The organism is Nocardia sp. NPDC127579, from assembly GCF_042672005.1.
Taxonomy (GTDB): Bacteria; Actinomycetota; Actinomycetes; order Mycobacteriales; family Mycobacteriaceae; genus Nocardia.
The window spans coordinates 904,371-919,948 of sequence record NZ_JBHXVZ010000001.1; the positions used below are offsets into that span (position 1 = coordinate 904,371).

15 protein-coding genes are annotated in these 15,578 nt (G+C 66.9%); 8 read left to right on the forward strand and 7 right to left on the reverse strand.

The features are described from left to right. The first annotated feature begins 26 nt into the window (after window positions 1-26). Window positions 27-803, forward strand: coding sequence for a crotonase/enoyl-CoA hydratase family protein (locus tag ACFVMC_RS03620; protein WP_379206518.1), 777 nt, complete (start codon window positions 27-29; stop codon window positions 801-803). Between the two features lie 76 nt (window positions 804-879). Here the strand turns inward: ACFVMC_RS03620 and ACFVMC_RS03625 are convergent, their stop codons facing one another. Then, complete coding sequence (locus ACFVMC_RS03625) at window positions 880-1,296, reverse strand: VOC family protein (RefSeq protein ID WP_379206520.1); 417 nt, start codon at window positions 1,294-1,296, stop codon at window positions 880-882. Window positions 1,297-1,480: 184 nt separating this feature from the next. On the opposite strand from ACFVMC_RS03625, the gene ACFVMC_RS03630 reads away from it, so the two are divergent. Next, a complete protein-coding gene (locus ACFVMC_RS03630) occupies window positions 1,481-2,476 on the forward strand; it encodes a sigma-70 family RNA polymerase sigma factor (protein WP_379206522.1) in 996 nt (331 codons plus the stop codon). A 91-nt stretch (window positions 2,477-2,567) separates the two neighbouring features. Here the strand turns inward: ACFVMC_RS03630 and fadD8 are convergent, their stop codons facing one another. Beyond that, window positions 2,568-4,175 (reverse strand): fatty-acid--CoA ligase FadD8, encoded by a 1,608-nt coding sequence (fadD8, locus tag ACFVMC_RS03635; protein ID WP_379207798.1) that lies wholly within the window; start codon window positions 4,173-4,175, stop codon window positions 2,568-2,570. 49 nt (window positions 4,176-4,224) lie between these two features. After that, window positions 4,225-5,259: an LLM class F420-dependent oxidoreductase gene (locus tag ACFVMC_RS03640; protein ID WP_379206524.1), complete on the reverse strand. Its 1,035-nt coding sequence runs from the start codon at window positions 5,257-5,259 to the stop codon at window positions 4,225-4,227. A 236-nt stretch (window positions 5,260-5,495) separates the two neighbouring features. Between ACFVMC_RS03640 and ACFVMC_RS03645 the strand changes: the two genes are divergently transcribed. The 4 genes from ACFVMC_RS03645 to ACFVMC_RS03660 are packed head-to-tail and all read left to right on the forward strand — an operon-like array spanning window position 5,496 to window position 9,039. Next, on the forward strand, window positions 5,496-6,419 hold the full coding sequence (locus ACFVMC_RS03645) for a Zn-ribbon domain-containing OB-fold protein (RefSeq protein ID WP_379206525.1): 924 nt from the start codon (window positions 5,496-5,498) through the stop codon (window positions 6,417-6,419). Between the two features lie 12 nt (window positions 6,420-6,431). Continuing rightward, entirely contained in the window at window positions 6,432-7,466 is a 1,035-nt protein-coding gene (locus ACFVMC_RS03650) for a thiolase domain-containing protein (RefSeq protein WP_379206527.1), read from the forward strand. Next, entirely contained in the window at window positions 7,463-8,629 is a 1,167-nt protein-coding gene (locus tag ACFVMC_RS03655) for a thiolase domain-containing protein (protein WP_379206529.1), read from the forward strand. Before ACFVMC_RS03650 ends, ACFVMC_RS03655 begins: the two co-directional genes overlap by 4 nt. Continuing rightward, window positions 8,626-9,039 carry a nuclear transport factor 2 family protein gene (locus ACFVMC_RS03660; protein ID WP_379206531.1) on the forward strand — a complete coding sequence of 138 codons (414 nt, stop codon included), beginning with the start codon at window positions 8,626-8,628 and terminating at the stop codon, window positions 9,037-9,039. Before ACFVMC_RS03655 ends, ACFVMC_RS03660 begins: the two co-directional genes overlap by 4 nt. 48 nt (window positions 9,040-9,087) lie before the next feature. Here the strand turns inward: ACFVMC_RS03660 and ACFVMC_RS03665 are convergent, their stop codons facing one another. Further along, complete coding sequence (locus tag ACFVMC_RS03665; RefSeq protein WP_379206533.1) at window positions 9,088-10,347, reverse strand: cytochrome P450; 1,260 nt, start codon at window positions 10,345-10,347, stop codon at window positions 9,088-9,090. 129 nt (window positions 10,348-10,476) lie between these two features. Here ACFVMC_RS03665 and ACFVMC_RS03670 point away from each other — a divergent pair, with 129 nt between their 5' ends. Beyond that, window positions 10,477-11,643, forward strand: a complete 1,167-nt coding sequence (locus ACFVMC_RS03670) for a steroid 3-ketoacyl-CoA thiolase (RefSeq protein ID WP_379206534.1) — start codon at window positions 10,477-10,479, stop codon at window positions 11,641-11,643. A 408-nt stretch (window positions 11,644-12,051) separates the two neighbouring features. Continuing rightward, window positions 12,052-12,468, forward strand: a complete 417-nt coding sequence (locus ACFVMC_RS03675; RefSeq protein WP_011207048.1) for a helix-turn-helix domain-containing protein — start codon at window positions 12,052-12,054, stop codon at window positions 12,466-12,468. 333 nt (window positions 12,469-12,801) lie between these two features. Here ACFVMC_RS03675 and ACFVMC_RS03680 read toward each other — a convergent pair whose 3' ends face one another. From ACFVMC_RS03680 to ACFVMC_RS03690, 3 genes are read right to left on the reverse strand one after another with little or no spacing between them, the layout of a single operon-like run. Then, entirely contained in the window at window positions 12,802-13,830 is a 1,029-nt protein-coding gene (locus ACFVMC_RS03680) for a hypothetical protein (RefSeq protein ID WP_379206535.1), read from the reverse strand. Continuing rightward, window positions 13,827-14,342 carry an ImmA/IrrE family metallo-endopeptidase gene (locus tag ACFVMC_RS03685; RefSeq protein WP_379206536.1) on the reverse strand — a complete coding sequence of 172 codons (516 nt, stop codon included), beginning with the start codon at window positions 14,340-14,342 and terminating at the stop codon, window positions 13,827-13,829. Before ACFVMC_RS03685 ends, ACFVMC_RS03680 begins: the two co-directional genes overlap by 4 nt. A 14-nt stretch (window positions 14,343-14,356) precedes the next feature. Further along, complete coding sequence (locus tag ACFVMC_RS03690) at window positions 14,357-15,550, reverse strand: hypothetical protein (protein WP_379206537.1); 1,194 nt, start codon at window positions 15,548-15,550, stop codon at window positions 14,357-14,359. Window positions 15,551-15,578: the final 28 nt, after the last annotated feature.

The window sequence follows — 15,578 nt, forward strand, 5'->3', positions numbered from 1 at the left end:
AAGGTTAGAAAGTCAGGAGATTTCGGATGCCGCACTGCCTTGTCGAGAAGCGCGAGCACGTCCTCGTCGTCACCATGAATCGCCCCGAGGCGCGCAACGCGCTCTCGGCGGAGATGATGGCGATCATGCGCGATGCCTGGGACCAGGTCGACAGTGATCCCGACATCCGCGTGGCCATCCTGACCGGCGCCAGCGGCGCGTTCTGCGCGGGCATGGATCTGAAGGCCATGAGCGCCAAGCACCCCGGTGACAACGAGTCCAGCTTCGATCCCGCCAACCTGCCGGCCCTGCTCAAGGGCCGCCGCCTGACCAAACCGCTGATCGCGGCCGTGGAGGGCCCGGCCATCGCGGGCGGTACCGAGATCTTGCAGGGCACCGATATCCGCGTTGCTGCCGAGAGCGCGAAATTCGGTGTCTCCGAAGCCCGCTGGGGCCTGTTTCCACTGGGCGGGTCGGCGGTGCGCCTGGCCCGCCAGATCCCCTACACCGTCGCCGCCGACATCCTGCTTACCGGACGGCACATCACCGCCGCCGAAGCCAAGGAGTATGGGCTGATCGGGCACGTGGTGCCGGACGGCACCGCGCTGGACAAGGCGCTGGAACTGGCGGGCCAGATCGCGAACAACGGACCGCTGGCAGTGCAGGCCATCTTGCGCACACTGCGCGATACCGAGGCGATGCACGAACTGGACGCCTTCCAGCTCGAGGCCAAGATCGGTATGTCGGTGTTCCGCTCCGCCGATGCCAAGGAGGGCCCGAAGGCGTTCGCGGAGAAGCGCAAACCCAACTTCACCGGTCAGTAGAAATACGTCATCCCGGCGAACGCCGGGACCCACCGCAGTTGGGTTCTGGCTCTCGCCGGGATGACGACCTCGTGGATCAGGCGGGCTGGTAGTTCATGAAGAACGGCTCCCACTGGTGGCCGTCGGGGTCGAGGAAGGTGCGGCCGTGCATGCCCACCTGCGCCTCTTCGGCCCGCTTGTCCGTATTGACCTCCTCGGTGCCGCCCGCCGCGACGGCGGCGTCGGTGAGCGCGTCCACCTCCTGCGCGCTGCCGAGCGAAAGCGCGTAGGCCGCGGCGGTGGCCGCGACGGTGTCGGCGATCGGGCGCTTGGTGAAGGTGGTGAAGAAGGTCTTGGTCAGCAGCATCAGGCAGATGTTGTCGTCGACCACGATGCACGCGGCGTTCTCGTCGGTGAAGTCGGCGTTCACCTTCCAGCCCAGCGCCTCGTAGAAGGCCTTGGACCGGTTCAGGTCCGCCACCGGAAGGTTGATGAAGATCATCTTGCTGCTCATGTTCTCGTCCTCTCGAGTACGTCGGTGCGTTCACAGATAAGGACGGGCGACCGGGGCGGAACTCATCGCTACTCCCGAAAATTCTTCGCGGAGCGAATGATCTACCGCTGTATTGATCTTGAAGACCCTGGTCCACGCCGGTTTCCGCTGCGACCTGTCGGTGGGCTGTGGCATCGTGGCACCCATGAACGACTCGGCTGGCCCCGCCACCCTCACCCCCGAGGTACTCGCTTCCTTCGAGGGTCATAGGCGCGAGCTGTGCGCCTACGCGTACCGCATGCTCGGCTCCTCCTTCGAAGCCGAGGACGCCGTCCAGGAAACCTTCACCCGCGCCTGGAAGTCCTACGATTCGTTCGAGGGCCGCGCCAGTCTGCGCTCGTGGCTGTACCGCATCGCCACCAATGTCTGTCTCGACATGCTCGACGGCCCACAGCGCCGGGCCCGGCCGATGGATCTCAACAGCCCCGGCAGCCCCGCGTCCCCGCTCCCGCCGCCGCAGCCGGATTACGTCTGGATCGAGCCGATCCCCAACGCCCTGGCCTTCGGCGCCGATCCGGCCGAGCACGCCACCGCCAAAGACACCCTGCGCCTGGCCTTCGTCGCCGCCTGTCAACACCTGCCCGCCACCCAGCGCGCCATCCTGATCATGCGCGAGGTGCTGCGCTTCTCGGCCAACGAGACGGCCGAGGCGCTCACCATGTCCCCCGCCTCGGTGAACTCCGCCCTGCAGCGCGCCCGCACCACCATGTCCAAGGTGCAGCCGAGCGATTTCGACGATTTCGACGAGGCCGACGACAACCAGCGCAAACTGGTCGACGATTTCGTCTCCGCCTTCGAGGCCTACGACATGGACGCGCTCACCACATTGCTGAAAGCCGATGTGGCCCTGTCCATGCCTCCGTTCGAGCTCTGGATCTCCGGCCCCGCGAATGTCGCCGAGTTCATGCTCGGCACCGGAAACGCCTGTGCCGGTTCCAAACTCATTCGCCTGGAGGGCGCCAACGGCCACCCGGCCTTCGGTCACTACAAGCCGTCGGGCGAGCCGGGCGTCTACGTCCCCTGGTCGATCACCGTCCTGGAACTGGACGGCGACACCATCGCGGGCCTCAACTTCTTCCTCGACACCGAGAAGCTGTTCCCGCTGTTCGATCTCCCCATGGAGCTGCGCGAGAACGCCTGATCCACGGCAAAAGAAATCCGCCCCGTCCTGGCTCTAGACGGGGCGGATTCGTGCGGGCGGCCCGACCACCAAGTCGCCCGCAGTTCAGGGGTCAGGCGATGCCTAGTCGCTCGTTGGCGAGAATTCGGATGGCTTTCTTGTCGGGCTTGCCCAGACCGGTCAGCGGCAGCTGCTCGACGACGACATAGTGCTTGGGTACCTGCACCGAGCCCTTGCGCTGTTTGACCAGCTGCGAGATCTCGCCGGTGGCCCGCTCGACGGCCGCGGCGTCGGCGGCCACGGCCGGGTCGAGCACCACGACGGCCGTCACGGCCTCGCCCCACTGCGGATCCGGCACGCCGACCACGGCCACGCCGAGCACGCTGTCGTGTTCGGCGACAACGTCTTCCACTTCGCGCGGGAACACGTTGAAGCCGCCGGTGACCACCATGTCCTTGCTGCGGCCGACGATGTGCAGGAAGCCGTCCTCGTCCTGGCGGGCCAGGTCGCCGGTGCGCAGCCAGCCGTTCTTGAACGTCTCGGCCGTCACCTCGGGCAGATTCAGGTATCCGGCCGCCAGCAGCGGTCCGGAGACACAGATTTCGCCGACCTCACCGGGCGCGACCACCTGGTCTTCGGTGTCGATCAGCGCCACGCGCAGCGCGGCGGAGGGCCGGCCGCAGGAGGTGAGGCGCTCCTTGTCGTGCTCGTCCTTACCCAGGTAGCTGATCGCCATGGGCGCCTCGGACTGACCGAAGTACTGCGCGAAGATCGGCCCGAACTTCTCGATGGCCTGGGTGAGGCGGGTCGGGTCGATGGCCGAGGCGCCGTAGTAGACGGTCTCCAGCGAGGACAGGTCCCGCTTGTCCACGTCGGGGTGATCGAGCAGGGCGTAGATCATGGACGGCACCAGCATGGTGGCGCTGATCCGATGCTCCTCGATCGCTTTGAGCACCTCGCCCGCGTCGAAGCGCGGCACCACGATGCACTCGCCACCGAGCAGCACGACCGGCAGGAAGAAGGCCGCGCCCGCATGCGAAAGCGGCGTGCAGATCAGGAATTTCGGCCGCTTCGGCCATTCCCACTCCGACAGCTGGATCTGGGTCATGGTCGCCATGGCCTGCGCGGTGCCGACCACGCCCTTGGGCTTGCCGGTGGTGCCGCCGGTGTAGCTCACCGAGATCACGTCGTCGGGCCGCAGTTCGACGGCTTCGACCGGCCGCGGCTCGTGCTTGGCCACTTCGGCGAGGAAGTCGACACCGACATCGGACAGTTCGTCCGGCACCGGCCCGAGCACGAGCACCTTGGTCAGGCCCGCGACCCGGTCCACGAGTTCCCGGGCGCGCTGCACGAACATCGGCACCGGATCCAGGATCAACGTCGAGATACCCGCGTCCGCGAGCACATACGCGTGATCGTCGAGTCCGCCGATCGGATGCAGGGCGGTGCGCCGGTGTCCGCGGACCTGCCCGGCGGCGATGGTGAACAGCACCTCGGGCCGGTTCAACGCGAGAACGCCTACCGGAGAACCGGTTTCGATGCCATTGGCCTCGAAGGCCGATACGTAGCGGCTGATCGCGTCGAGCACGTCCGCGCCGGTGAGCACCGTGTCGCCCAGCGTGACCACGGGACTCTTGCGGTGCCGCCGCAAGCCGGCCAGCAGGCTGAACCCGTTGTGCACGGGCATCCGCAGCAGGGTGTCGGGATCGATCGTGGTCATCGTCACCTCAATGAATCTAGAACGTGTTCTATCAATGAACAAGGGGCAGTCACGAGGCGAGCGCGGCCAGCGCCCGCACCTGCTCTGCACTGTCGGCGGAGACCAGCATCATGGTGACGCCCGCCGCCTCCCAGATCTTGATCTGCTCGCGGACATGCTCGGCACTGCCGATGATCGCGGTGTCCAGAATCAGCTCGTCCGGAACGACGGCCGCCGCCTCGGCCTTCTTACCGGACAGGAACAGCCGCCCGATCTCGTCCACTTCGCGTTCGTAACCCATGCGCTTGTAGACCTGCGCGTGAAAATTCTGCTCCGGCGCGCCCATGCCGCCGATGTAGAGCGCCATGATCCAGCGCATCCGCTCCAGCTCGGCCCGGGGATCGTCGGTGATCACCACCTGACAGCTCGCGGCGATCTCGAAGGTCTCGCGAGTGCGGCGCGCCCCGGCGCGGGCGAAGCCCTCGTCGAGCCAGTCGTTGTACATGTTCGCCAGCCGCGGCGCGTAGTAGATCGCGAGCCAGCCGTCGGCGATCTCGGCGGTCAAGGCCACATTCTTCGGCCCCTCCGCGCCCAGCCAGATCGGAAGATCCGCACGTAGCGGGTGCACGATCGGCTTGAGCGGCTTGCCGAGACCGACCGAACCGGGCCCGGTGTACGGCAGCGGGTAGTGCGGCCCGGCATTGGTGACCGGCGCTTCGCGCGCGAGCACCTTGCGGATCACCTCCACGTACTCCCGGGTGCGCGCCAGTGGTTTGGCGAACGGCTGCCCGTACCAGCCCTCGACCACCTGCGGGCCGGAGACGCCGAGTCCGAGCACCGCGCGCCCACCGCTGAGGTGATCGAGGGTGAGCGCGTGCATGGCGGTGGCGGCGGGCGTGCGCGCCGACATCTGCACCACCGAGGTGCCCAGCCGCACCCGTTCGGTCTGCGAGCCCCACCAGGTGAGCGGGCCGAAAGCATCCGAGCCCCAGGACTCGGCGGCGAAGACCGCGTCGAATCCGGCCGCTTCCGCGGCGGCCACCAGCTCACCCGCGTTCTGCGGCGGCTGCGCCATCCAATATCCGAGCTGCAAACCGAACTTCACGGCGGACCTCTTCCTCCCGCCCCGACCGACGGGGCTGTCGCGTACACCACATCTTGCCAGCAGAATAAGAACCTGTTCTACTCGAAGTCGTAAGCCAGGGGAATAGTCCATCCGGCAATTTCGCGGATGAGAGAGGGTTGCCAATGAACACCGCATCGCGCAGCGATTCCGTGAGGAGTGGCGGTCGGGCGACGGGTGGGCACACCGCCCCGGATGTATTGAGTGCACCGCTTCGGATGAAGTTCGACTACACGCGGTCCGTCGGACCGACCATCGGCGCGTTTCTCACCGGCCTGCGTGGACATCAGGTGATCGGCGTGCGCGGCTCGGCCGGCCGAGTGCTGGTGCCGCCGCCGGAGTACGACCCCGTGACCGCGGCGCCGCTGACCGAATTCGTCACCGTCGCCGATGTGGGCACCGTCGAATCCTGGACCTGGGTATGCGACGTGCTGCCCGGCCAGCCGTTCGACCGCCCGTTCGCCTACGCGCTGATCCGGCTCGACGGCGCCGACACCGCACTGCTGCACGCCGTCGACGTCGCCACCCCGCAGGACCTGTCGACCGGCATGCGGGTGCGCGCTCGCTGGGCGGCCGAGACCACCGGCAGCATTACCGATATCGTCTGCTTCGAACCCGGCGAAACCTCCGGTGCGCCAGCTGATTCCGGCGCGGACCAGGAGCCGATCACGCAGATCGTCACGCCCGTCGACCTGCACTACAGCCACAATGCCTCGCCGCAGGAGACGGTCTACCTGCGCGGGCTGGCCGAGGGCAAGCTGCTCGGCGCGCGCTCCGGCGCCGGCGACAAGGTGTATTTCCCTCCGCGCGGGGCGAATCCGACCAATGGCCTGCCCACCGACGACTATGTCGAGCTGTCCGACCACGGCACCGTCACCACCTTCTGCATCGTCAATGTGCCATTCCTGGGCCAGCGCATCAAGCCGCCGTACGTCGCGGCCTACGTCCTGCTGGACGGCGCCGACATCCCGGTGCTGCATCTCGTACTCGGTTGCGCGGCAACCGAAGTACGCATGGGCATGCGGGTGAAAGCAGTGTGGAAGCCGCGTGAGGAGTGGGGCTTCGGCCTGTCCAACGTGGACCACTTCGAGCCCTCCGGCGAGCCCGACGCCGATTACGACTCCTACAAGCATCACCTCTGAGAGGCCGCGCCGTTGACTGACCATTCCAACGACATCGCTGTCGTGGGTTTCGCCCACGCGCCGCACGTGCCGGAGACCTTCGGCACCACCAATGGCGTCGAGATGCTGGTGCCCTGCTTCCAGCAGCTCTACTCCACGCTCGGCATCACCAAGTCCGATATCGACTTCTGGTGCTCGGGTTCCTCGGATTACCTTGCCGGACGGGCTTTCTCGTTCATCTCCGCGGTCGACGCGATCGGCGCGGTGCCGCCGATCAACGAGTCGCACGTCGAGATGGACGCCGCCTGGGCGCTGTACGAGGCGTACGTGAAACTGAAGTCCGGGCAGGCTCGGACCGCACTGGTCTACGGCTTCGGCAAATCTTCGGCAGGCACCCTGCGGCAGATCCTGTCCATGCAGCTCGACCCGTACACCGTCACCCCGCTGTGGCCCGATTCGCATGCCATCGCGGGCCTACAGGCCCGGGCCGGGCTGGCCGCCGGACGCTGGACCGAGCGGGATATGGCCACGGTGGCGGCCGGCGCCGACGGCGACATCGAATCCCTTTTGGCCGCACCGTATGTCGCCGATCCGCTGCGCGAGCACGATATCGCGCCGATCACCGACGGCGCGGCCGCGATCGTGCTGGCCGTGGGTGACCGTGCCAAAGAACTGTGCGAGCGCCCGGCCTGGATCACCGGCATCGCACACCGCGTCGACACCCCGATGCTCGGCGCGCGAGACCTCACCGTCTCCCCCTCGACCGCCGCGGCGGCACAGGCGGTCACCGCTGGCGACACCTCCGGATTCGATATCGCCGAACTGCACGCGCCGTTCAGCCATCAGCAGCTGATCCTCGCGGAGGCTATCGGCCTGAAGCCGCAGACCTCGGTCAACCCGTCCGGTGGCGCACTGGCAGCAAACCCGATGTTCGCCGCCGGATTGGAGCGCATCGGATTCGCCGCGAACGCGATTATGGCGGGCACAGCTAATCGCGCGCTCGCGCATGCGACCAGTGGCCCCGCGCTGCAACAGAACCTGGTTACCGTCCTGGAAGGCACCCGATGAGCTCCCCCGCTGCGGTGCTTGGCACCGGACAAACCCATCACGTGACGAAACGAACCGATGTATCCATGTCGGGGATGTGTCGCGAAGCAATCGATCGCGCGCTCGATGATGCGGGCCTCACCATGGCCGATATCGACGCGGTCGTGGTCGGCAAGGCGCCGGATATGTTCGAGGGCGTCATGATGCCCGAGCTCATGATGGCCGACGCGCTCGGCGCCACCGGAAAACCCCTGCTCCGCGTGCATACCGCCGGATCGGTCGGCGGCTCCACCGGCATTGTGGCCGCCAACCTGGTCCAGGCCGGCATGCACAAGCGGGTTCTCGCGGTGGCCTGGGAGAAGCAGTCCGAATCCAATGCCATGTGGGCGCTGTCGATTCCGGTGCCGTTCACCATGCCGGTCGGCGCGGGCGCGGGCGGCTACTTCGCCCCGCATGTGCGCTCCTATATCCGCAGGTCGAACGCGCCGGGCCATATCGGCGCCATGGTCGCGACCAAGGACCGGCGCAACGGCGCCAAGAATCCGCTGGCCCATCTGCACCAGCCCGATATCACCGTCGAGCAGGTGCTGGCCTCGCAGATGCTGTGGGATCCGATCCGCTTCGACGAGACCTGTCCGTCTTCGGACGGTGCCTGCGCCATCGTCATCGGTGACGAGGACGCCGCGGCCACGGTCGAAGCTGCCGGCAAGAAGGTGGCCTGGGTGCACGGCACCGCCATGCGCACCGAACCGACCACCTTCGCCGGCCGCGATCAGGTGAATCCGCAGGCCGGGCGCGACGCGGCCGCCGCCCTGTGGAAGGCCGCCGGGATCACCGATCCGCTCGAGGAGATCGACGCCGCCGAGATCTACGTGCCGTTCTCCTGGTTCGAGCCGATGTGGCTGGAGAACCTGGGGTTCGCGGCGCCGGGTGACGGCTGGAAGCTGACCGACAAGGGCGAGACCGAAATCGGCGGCAAGATCCCGGTGAATCCGTCGGGTGGCGTGCTGTCCTCCAACCCGATCGGCGCCTCCGGCCTGATCCGCTTCGCCGAATCGGCCAAGCAGGTCATGGGCCGTGCCGGGGCCTACCAGGTCGAGAACGCGCGTAAGGCGATGGGCCACGCCTATGGCGGCGGCTCGCAGTACTTCTCGATGTGGGTCGTCGGATCGGAGAAGCGATGAGCGCGCAACATCCGGCCCGTGCGGCCGGGCACGCCTCGCAGGCGGCCGTGCGAGCGCGAGACAAGGACGCCTGGATCGCGCTGTTCGCCGCCGACGGCATCGTCGAGGATCCCATCGGCCCTTCCGGATTCGATCCGGAAGGCAAGGGGCATCGCGGCCACGAGGCGATCGGAGCGTTCTGGGATATGGCGATCGCCAAGACCGATTCGATCGAGTTCCTGTTCGACGACTCCTTCGCCTGCGGTCACGAGGTCGCCTTCACCGGCAAGATCCGCACCCGTATCGCCGGGCAGCAGATCGACGCCGAGGGCGTGTTCACCTACCTGGTCGACGAGTCCGGGAAGATCCTGGCGCTGCGGGCCTTCTGGGAGACCGACCGCGCCATGGGCACCATGAAACCCGCCGAATGACGGTTTCGGCCGGGACCATACAGGTCCCGGCCGAGTGCTGTTCATCGACTAGTGCGCGACCGGACATCCCTTGGTCCGGTAATCCACCGGGAATTCCTTGATTCCGTTCAACCAGCCCGACCGCAGGCGCTGCGGATCACCGAGCTTGGTGATATCCGGCAGATGATCGGCAATGGCATTGAAAATCAATTCGACTTCCAGTCGCGCCAAGTTGGCTCCGATGCAGAAATGCGCGCCGGTCCCGCCGAATGACAGGTGGTCGTTGTTCTTTCGCAGGATGTCGAAGGTCTCCGGATTCTCGAAGACATCCTCGTCGAAGTTGGCCGAGCGGTAGAGCATGACCACCCGCTGCCCCTTCTTGATCTGCACGCCCCCGAGTTCGGTGTCCTCGAGCGCGGTCCGCTGGAACGACGTGACCGGGGTGGCCCACCGAATGATCTCGTCATAGGTGGTGGCCGGACGCTCCTTCTTGAACAGCTCCCACTGCTCTGGGTGATCGAGGAACGCCATCATGCCGTGCGTAATCGCATTGCGTGTGGTCTCGTTGCCGGCCACCGACAGCATGATCACGAAGAAGCCGAACTCCTCGGGCTTGAGGTGGTCACCGTCGATATCGGCTTCGATCAGCTTGGTGACCAGGTCATCGGCCGGGCATTCCTTGCGGGCGGTGGCCATTTCGTAGGCGTAGCCCAGGATCTGAGTGGTCGAGGCGAGCGGGTCGACGTCGGCGTACTCGGGATCGTCGTAGCCCGTCATCTCGTTGGACCACTGGAACAGCTTCATCCGATCCTCTTGTGGCACCCCGATCAGATCGGCGATGGCCTGGAGCGGAAGTTCACAGGAGACCTGCGTGACGAAGTCACCCGCACCCTCCGCGGCCGCACGCTTGACGATATCCGCGGCACGAGCCGACAGCTCGGCTCGCATTCCGTTGATCACCCGCGGGGTGAAGCCCTTGGAGATGATCTTGCGCAGCTTGGTGTGCTCGGGCGCATCCATGTTCAGCAGCACCACTCGCTGCATCTCGATGTTCTCGCGCGGAATGTCGTCGTTGAAACGCGGCAGCGCGGTGTTCTCGGAGCTGGAGAAGACATCGCTGCGCCGGGAGACTTCCTTGACATCGGCGTGCTTACTCACCACCCAGAAACCGTCGTCGTGGAAGCCGCCGACTTCCTTCGGCTGCGGGTTCCACCAGACCGGGGCGGATTTGCGCAGCTCCGCGTACTCCTCGACAGGAACGCGCCGCGCGTAGATGTCCGGGTCGGTGACGTCGAAACCCTCGGGTAGATCAGGACGAGTGTGAACCACCAGTTGTCTCCTTTGAGAACTGAAACACGTTCTACACTCATTGCAGCACAGGGGGTATTACTAGTAAAGAAGATCCAGGGGACCGTCTAACACGCGTTCCAGTTTTTCTCCTGAACGGAAGGTTCGGACATGGGTAATCCCGTAATCGTCGAGGCCGCTCGCACCCCGATCGGCAAGCGCAACGGCTGGCTGGCCGGACTGCACGCCGCCGAACTGCTCGGCGCCGCACAGCGCGGCATCCTCGACAAGGCGGAGCTGGATCCGAGCCTGGTCGAGCAGGTCATCGGCGGCTGCGTCATGCAGGTCGGCGAGCAGGGCAACAATGTCACCCGTACCGCCTGGCTGCACGCCGGGCTCCCCTGGCAGACCGGCGCGGTCACCATCGACAACCAGTGCGGTTCGGCCCAGCAGGCCGTCGGCCTGGTCGCCGGCCTGATCGCCACCGACGCCATCGAGATCGGCCTGGCCTGCGGCCTCGAATCCATGAGCCACGTGCCGCTGGGCGCGAACGTGGGCACGCACGCCGGCCCGCGCCGTCCCGAATCCTGGGATATCGACATGCCCAATCAGTTCGAGGCCGCCGAGCAGATCGCCAAGCGGCGCGGCATCACCCGCGACGACATCGAAGAGCTCGGCGAGCGCTCCCAGCGGCTGGCCGCGCAGGCGTGGGCCGAGGGCCGCTTCGACCGCGAGGTGCTGACCATCAAGGACACACCGCAGGTGGACAAGGAGGGTAACCGCACCGGCGAGAGCATGGACGTCGCCCGCGATCAGGGCCTGCGCGAGACCACCCGGGAGGGCCTGGCCAAGCTGAAGCCCGTGCTGGAAGGCGGTATTCACACCGCTGGCACCTCCTCGCAGATCTCCGACGGCGCCGCGGCGGTGCTGCTCATGGACGAAAAGGCCGCGCAGCGCCAGGGATTGCGCCCCCGCGCCCGGATCGTGGCGCAGGCGCTGGTGGGCGGCGAGCCCGAATACCACCTGGACGGCCCGGTCCAGGCCTGTCAGCGACTGCTCGACAAGTCCAGCATGAGCATCTCCGATATCGACCTGTTCGAGATCAACGAGGCCTTCGCCTCCGTGGTGCTGTCCTGGGCATCGGTGCACAAGCCGGACTTCGATCGGGTGAATGTGAACGGCGGCGCGATCGCGCTCGGTCATCCGGTCGGCTCCACCGGATCCCGGCTGATCACAACGGCTTTGCACGAGCTGGAACGGACCGGCAAGAGCACCGCCATGATCCTCATGTGCTGCGGCGGCGCCCTCGCCACCGGCACCATCATCGAGCGCGTCTAGCAGTCCGGCGCCGGTCCCGGGCGGGCCGGCGCCGTCGACTCGACCCTCCCCCAATCCTTTTCGCCCCGGTTTGTTGAACGTTCATCCCAGAACCGCCAAAACGTGTCGTACGCCACACAATCCGCGGTACAGAGAGGTCGATGAGACGTCAGCTAACTTTCGGCTATCATGAGCCGGTCGCGGAAGACCTCTGCGACGGGCCAGAACCGGTGCATATCACGTCTCCACCAGAGACCTTGGGGTGACCCGCAAACGCTGCGGTCCCAGTACCTTCACTCGAGGTACACCTAGAAGCTTCAAGGAAATCCGGAATCAGGCGTAGGTTTTCAGTTACTGAGCCGCTAATATCAATGATACGTATCCGAGATAACGACTGTTAGTACAGCGAAGGGAATTGGGCGGCTCACAATGGCTGATTTCGCGGCGCGGCTGAACAAGCTGTTCGAAACCGTGCATCCCCCGGGGCGCAAGCCGCACACCAACGCGGAGGTTGCGGCTGCGCTGACAGCCTCCGGGCATCCGATCTCGAAACCGTATCTCTCGCAGCTGCGGTCGGGACAACGGACGAACCCGTCGGACGAAACGGTGGCTGCACTGGCCAAGTTCTTCAAGGTCAAGCCGGACTACTTCTTCAATGACATCTATGCCGCCAAGATCGATCACGATCTAGAGCTGCTGTCCCAGCTGCAAGGCTACGGACTGCGCAGGCTGTCGAGTAGAGCGTTCGACCTGTCCGAGGAATCACAGAACCTACTTACCTCGATGGCGGAGAAGCTTCGGGCCAGCGAAGGCTTGCCCGAAATCCCGCCGGACGGAACGGAATAGGACTGTAGGGTCACCTACCGCCACGGCCTTCGGGACGTTGGTGGTGGTTGTGTAGGCGGGCTCCTTGGGGTGCCCGGCGTATTACCCATGCGCGAACTCAGTTGGCCAGGGGGGTAAGCGTCGTAGCAGCTGAGTCCGGCTCGGCCGATGGGCCGTGCCGGATTTTCTGCTGCCCGAGGGGAATTCGGCGCTACACACGACCGGATCACGAATCTTCCAGCAGGCAGCGCAGTTTCGAACATTGCGCGCACACTGATTCCCGCAGGCGAATCAGACCATATGGGTTGTTTTCCGGCAAACTCATCTCAGATGTACTTGCAGATGAAATCGACACTAGCGCGCGGCGTTTCGCGCCGGTGCCGTCGCGCCGCCGTAGGCGTCGAAGGAACGGGCGATCGCCTGCACCCAGCCGCGCGGACTGATACCCTCCGGCGGCGCGATCCAGCGCGCATCACACACAATGTCCCCCAGCGGGTTTCGCGCCCATTCCGCCACCAGATCGGCGCGCTCCACGATCGACTCCGGCGGCTTACCCGCCTCCACGAGCTCCAGACCGCCGCCTGATTGCAGATACAGCGCGTCCATGATCTGGGCGACCTGATCGGAAGCCTTGAGCTGAGTGGAGGTTCCGGTGTGCTCGTGCGCCAGCACCTCGGGGAACCGGCCGATCATCAGGCGATGCAGCTCCCGGATCTGCCGCAGCAGCAGCCGGGCCCGCAGCCACAGCTCGACCACGATCCATACCGCGCCGAAGGCGATCAGCAGCGCGGCGATCTCCCACACCGGCCAGCCCCAGGTCGGCTGACCCGGCGCCGCCCGGGGGGCATCGATCAGAGCACGCCGAATATTGAAGGCGGCCAACACCGCTACCACGGCGGTGCCCGTGGTGTAGATGGCGATGCCGCGGCCCAACGTGGTCCAGTCCAGATTGCGCACACCGGTCACGACGATGAACACGCACGCCAGCACCACGTACACCCAGCCCAGGGTGTAGGACCAGGCGAGCGCGAGCACGATGACGCCGATACCACCGGCGTAGATGTAGGACGCGATCCGCCCCAGATTCCGGCGCGACACGATCGGCCAGGCCGCGGCGGCGACCACCGCGGTGGCGGTCGAGAACAGGATCCAGGCCGACACCACGACCCCGTCCGACAGCAGCCCGGCATGCAGGCCGCTCGACAGCAGATTGTCTATGGCCAAAGCAATTTCGGGGACGGCGACGGTGGCTCCGAGTGCGACCGCCGCGACGGCGACCACGATCGCCACCCGCGCCGTGGTGGCCGGCTTGACCAGCACCCGGCCCACCCGCGCACCGGCGGCCATCCACACCAGCATGGCTGTCAACCACAGGGTCATCATCCGAGTGCCTCGTCGAATCGAAGGACCGAGACGCCTGCGCCCCGGGTGTTGAACACGCGCAGCCGGGTCATCAGCATGGCCGCGAACGTCTCCGCCTCCCACTCGGCCCGCTCATCCGCCCCGTCGTCGAGGATCTGCTGGTGTGCGCGCTGGCTGAGCATGTACGCGATCAGATCGTCGCTGGCCTCCAGGGTGACCTCGGGGGCCGGTGCGCCCTCGTGATCGAAGATGATGTGGCCGAGTTCGTGCGCGAGGGTGTGCTCGCGGCTGGGCAACGCCGCGGCCAGCACGATGACATCGCGGTCCGGATAGAACCGGCGCTGCCCGCACACGCCGGGACCCAAATGGGCACTGGCGATCTCGATCTCGCGCTGGCGTTCCCGGGCGATGGCCTCGACCACCTGGTCCAGCGTGGTGGCGTCGAAATCGGCCGCGACCGCGCATACGGCGTCCACCGCGGCCGCCACCCTGCGATAGGACCTGGCGCTGCTCTGCGTCTTCGATTCGCTCATGCCGCCGCTCCCCCTCACGACCTCGGTCCGAAGAACTCCGCGCGCGCCGCGTCGATGCGGGCCTGGGCCGCCGACGCACTCTGGAAACTCACCGCGCCGGAACCGGTTCCGGCCAGGGCGAGGGCGATCAGACCGCCGACCACGGTCAGCACATCCGGTTCGGGCAGGCCGTCATTCGACGAGGTCGGCCGCACATCGGGATTCGGCTTCTGCGGGGCCGCGGGCGGCGCGGCCGGCGGAGGTGGTGGCGGGGGTACCTCCGGCGGAATCTGTTGCGGCGCAGGCGCGGCCACGACCGGCAGCGGCAGCGCGGGCACGGACGGCACCGGCGGGATCGCCATCGGCACCGGGGGCGGCGCGGGCGCGGGCAACGGCGGAATCGGAATCAACAGCAGCAGTAGCGGAGCCGCGGAGCCGACCGCGGCCGAACCCACGGCGGCCGAACCCACGGCCGCGGAACCCACTGCGGCGGAACCGGTTCCGAGCACCGCGGAGCCCGTACCGGCGAGCGCGGCCGAACCGGTACCGAGAATCACGCCCAACCCCGCCGAACCCGTACCGAGCACCACACCGAGACCGGCCGAACCGGTCGCGAGACCGGCGCCCAGACCCGCGGAACCGGTACCGAGGATGACACCCAGCCCGGCCGAACCGGTACCGAGCACCGCGCCCAAACCGGCGGAACCGGTCGCGAGACCGACACCGAGCCCGGCCGAACCGGTACCGAGCACGGCGGCCGCACCGGCGGAACCGGTCGCCAGCGCCGCGGAACCGGTACCGAGCACCGCGCCGACGCCGGCGGAGCCGGTGCCGAGCACAGCGGACCCGGCGGCCGAACCGGTACCCAGGACGACGCCGAGCCCGGCGGAGCCGGTGCCCAGCAGCGCGCCCAGCCCGGCGGCCGAACCGGAACCCACGGCGTTGGTCGGCGGAATCGGCGCGGCGGCGTCGGTGGGTACGGGCTGAATCGGCGTGGGCTGGCCGGGAATCGTCATCGGCGTCCACTGCTCGGCGATCTCGGGAGCGGCTGGTTCGGGGCAGCCCGCGCTGAGCGAACAGCCGGGCTGCGCCAGCACATCCGAGCCCGCGGACGGCTCCGGTTTGGCGGAGCCGTCCGGCTGCGCCATGGCGGCCATGGGACCGAGTAGCGCGAAGCCGGAAACCAGCCCGGCGACCGCGACAACTCGCATCATGCGACCAATGGCCATGCGCAGCCTTCCCCTTCATCAAACAGCG

Coding starts and splice junctions, on each gene's coding strand:
- ACFVMC_RS03620 (WP_379206518.1), top strand. CDS start 27: ATGCCGCACTGCCTTGTCGAGAAGCGCGAGCACGTCCTCGTCGTCACC.
- ACFVMC_RS03625 (WP_379206520.1), bottom strand. CDS start 1,296: ATGAGCAGCAAGATGATCTTCATCAACCTTCCGGTGGCGGACCTGAAC.
- ACFVMC_RS03630 (WP_379206522.1), top strand. CDS start 1,481: ATGAACGACTCGGCTGGCCCCGCCACCCTCACCCCCGAGGTACTCGCT.
- fadD8 (WP_379207798.1), bottom strand. CDS start 4,175: ATGACCACGATCGATCCCGACACCCTGCTGCGGATGCCCGTGCACAAC.
- ACFVMC_RS03645 (WP_379206525.1), top strand. CDS start 5,496: ATGAAGTTCGACTACACGCGGTCCGTCGGACCGACCATCGGCGCGTTT.
- ACFVMC_RS03655 (WP_379206529.1), top strand. CDS start 7,463: ATGAGCTCCCCCGCTGCGGTGCTTGGCACCGGACAAACCCATCACGTG.
- ACFVMC_RS03660 (WP_379206531.1), top strand. CDS start 8,626: ATGAGCGCGCAACATCCGGCCCGTGCGGCCGGGCACGCCTCGCAGGCG.
- ACFVMC_RS03670 (WP_379206534.1), top strand. CDS start 10,477: ATGGGTAATCCCGTAATCGTCGAGGCCGCTCGCACCCCGATCGGCAAG.
- ACFVMC_RS03675 (WP_011207048.1), top strand. CDS start 12,052: ATGGCTGATTTCGCGGCGCGGCTGAACAAGCTGTTCGAAACCGTGCAT.
- ACFVMC_RS03680 (WP_379206535.1), bottom strand. CDS start 13,830: ATGATGACCCTGTGGTTGACAGCCATGCTGGTGTGGATGGCCGCCGGT.
- ACFVMC_RS03685 (WP_379206536.1), bottom strand. CDS start 14,342: ATGAGCGAATCGAAGACGCAGAGCAGCGCCAGGTCCTATCGCAGGGTG.
- ACFVMC_RS03690 (WP_379206537.1), bottom strand. CDS start 15,550: ATGGCCATTGGTCGCATGATGCGAGTTGTCGCGGTCGCCGGGCTGGTT.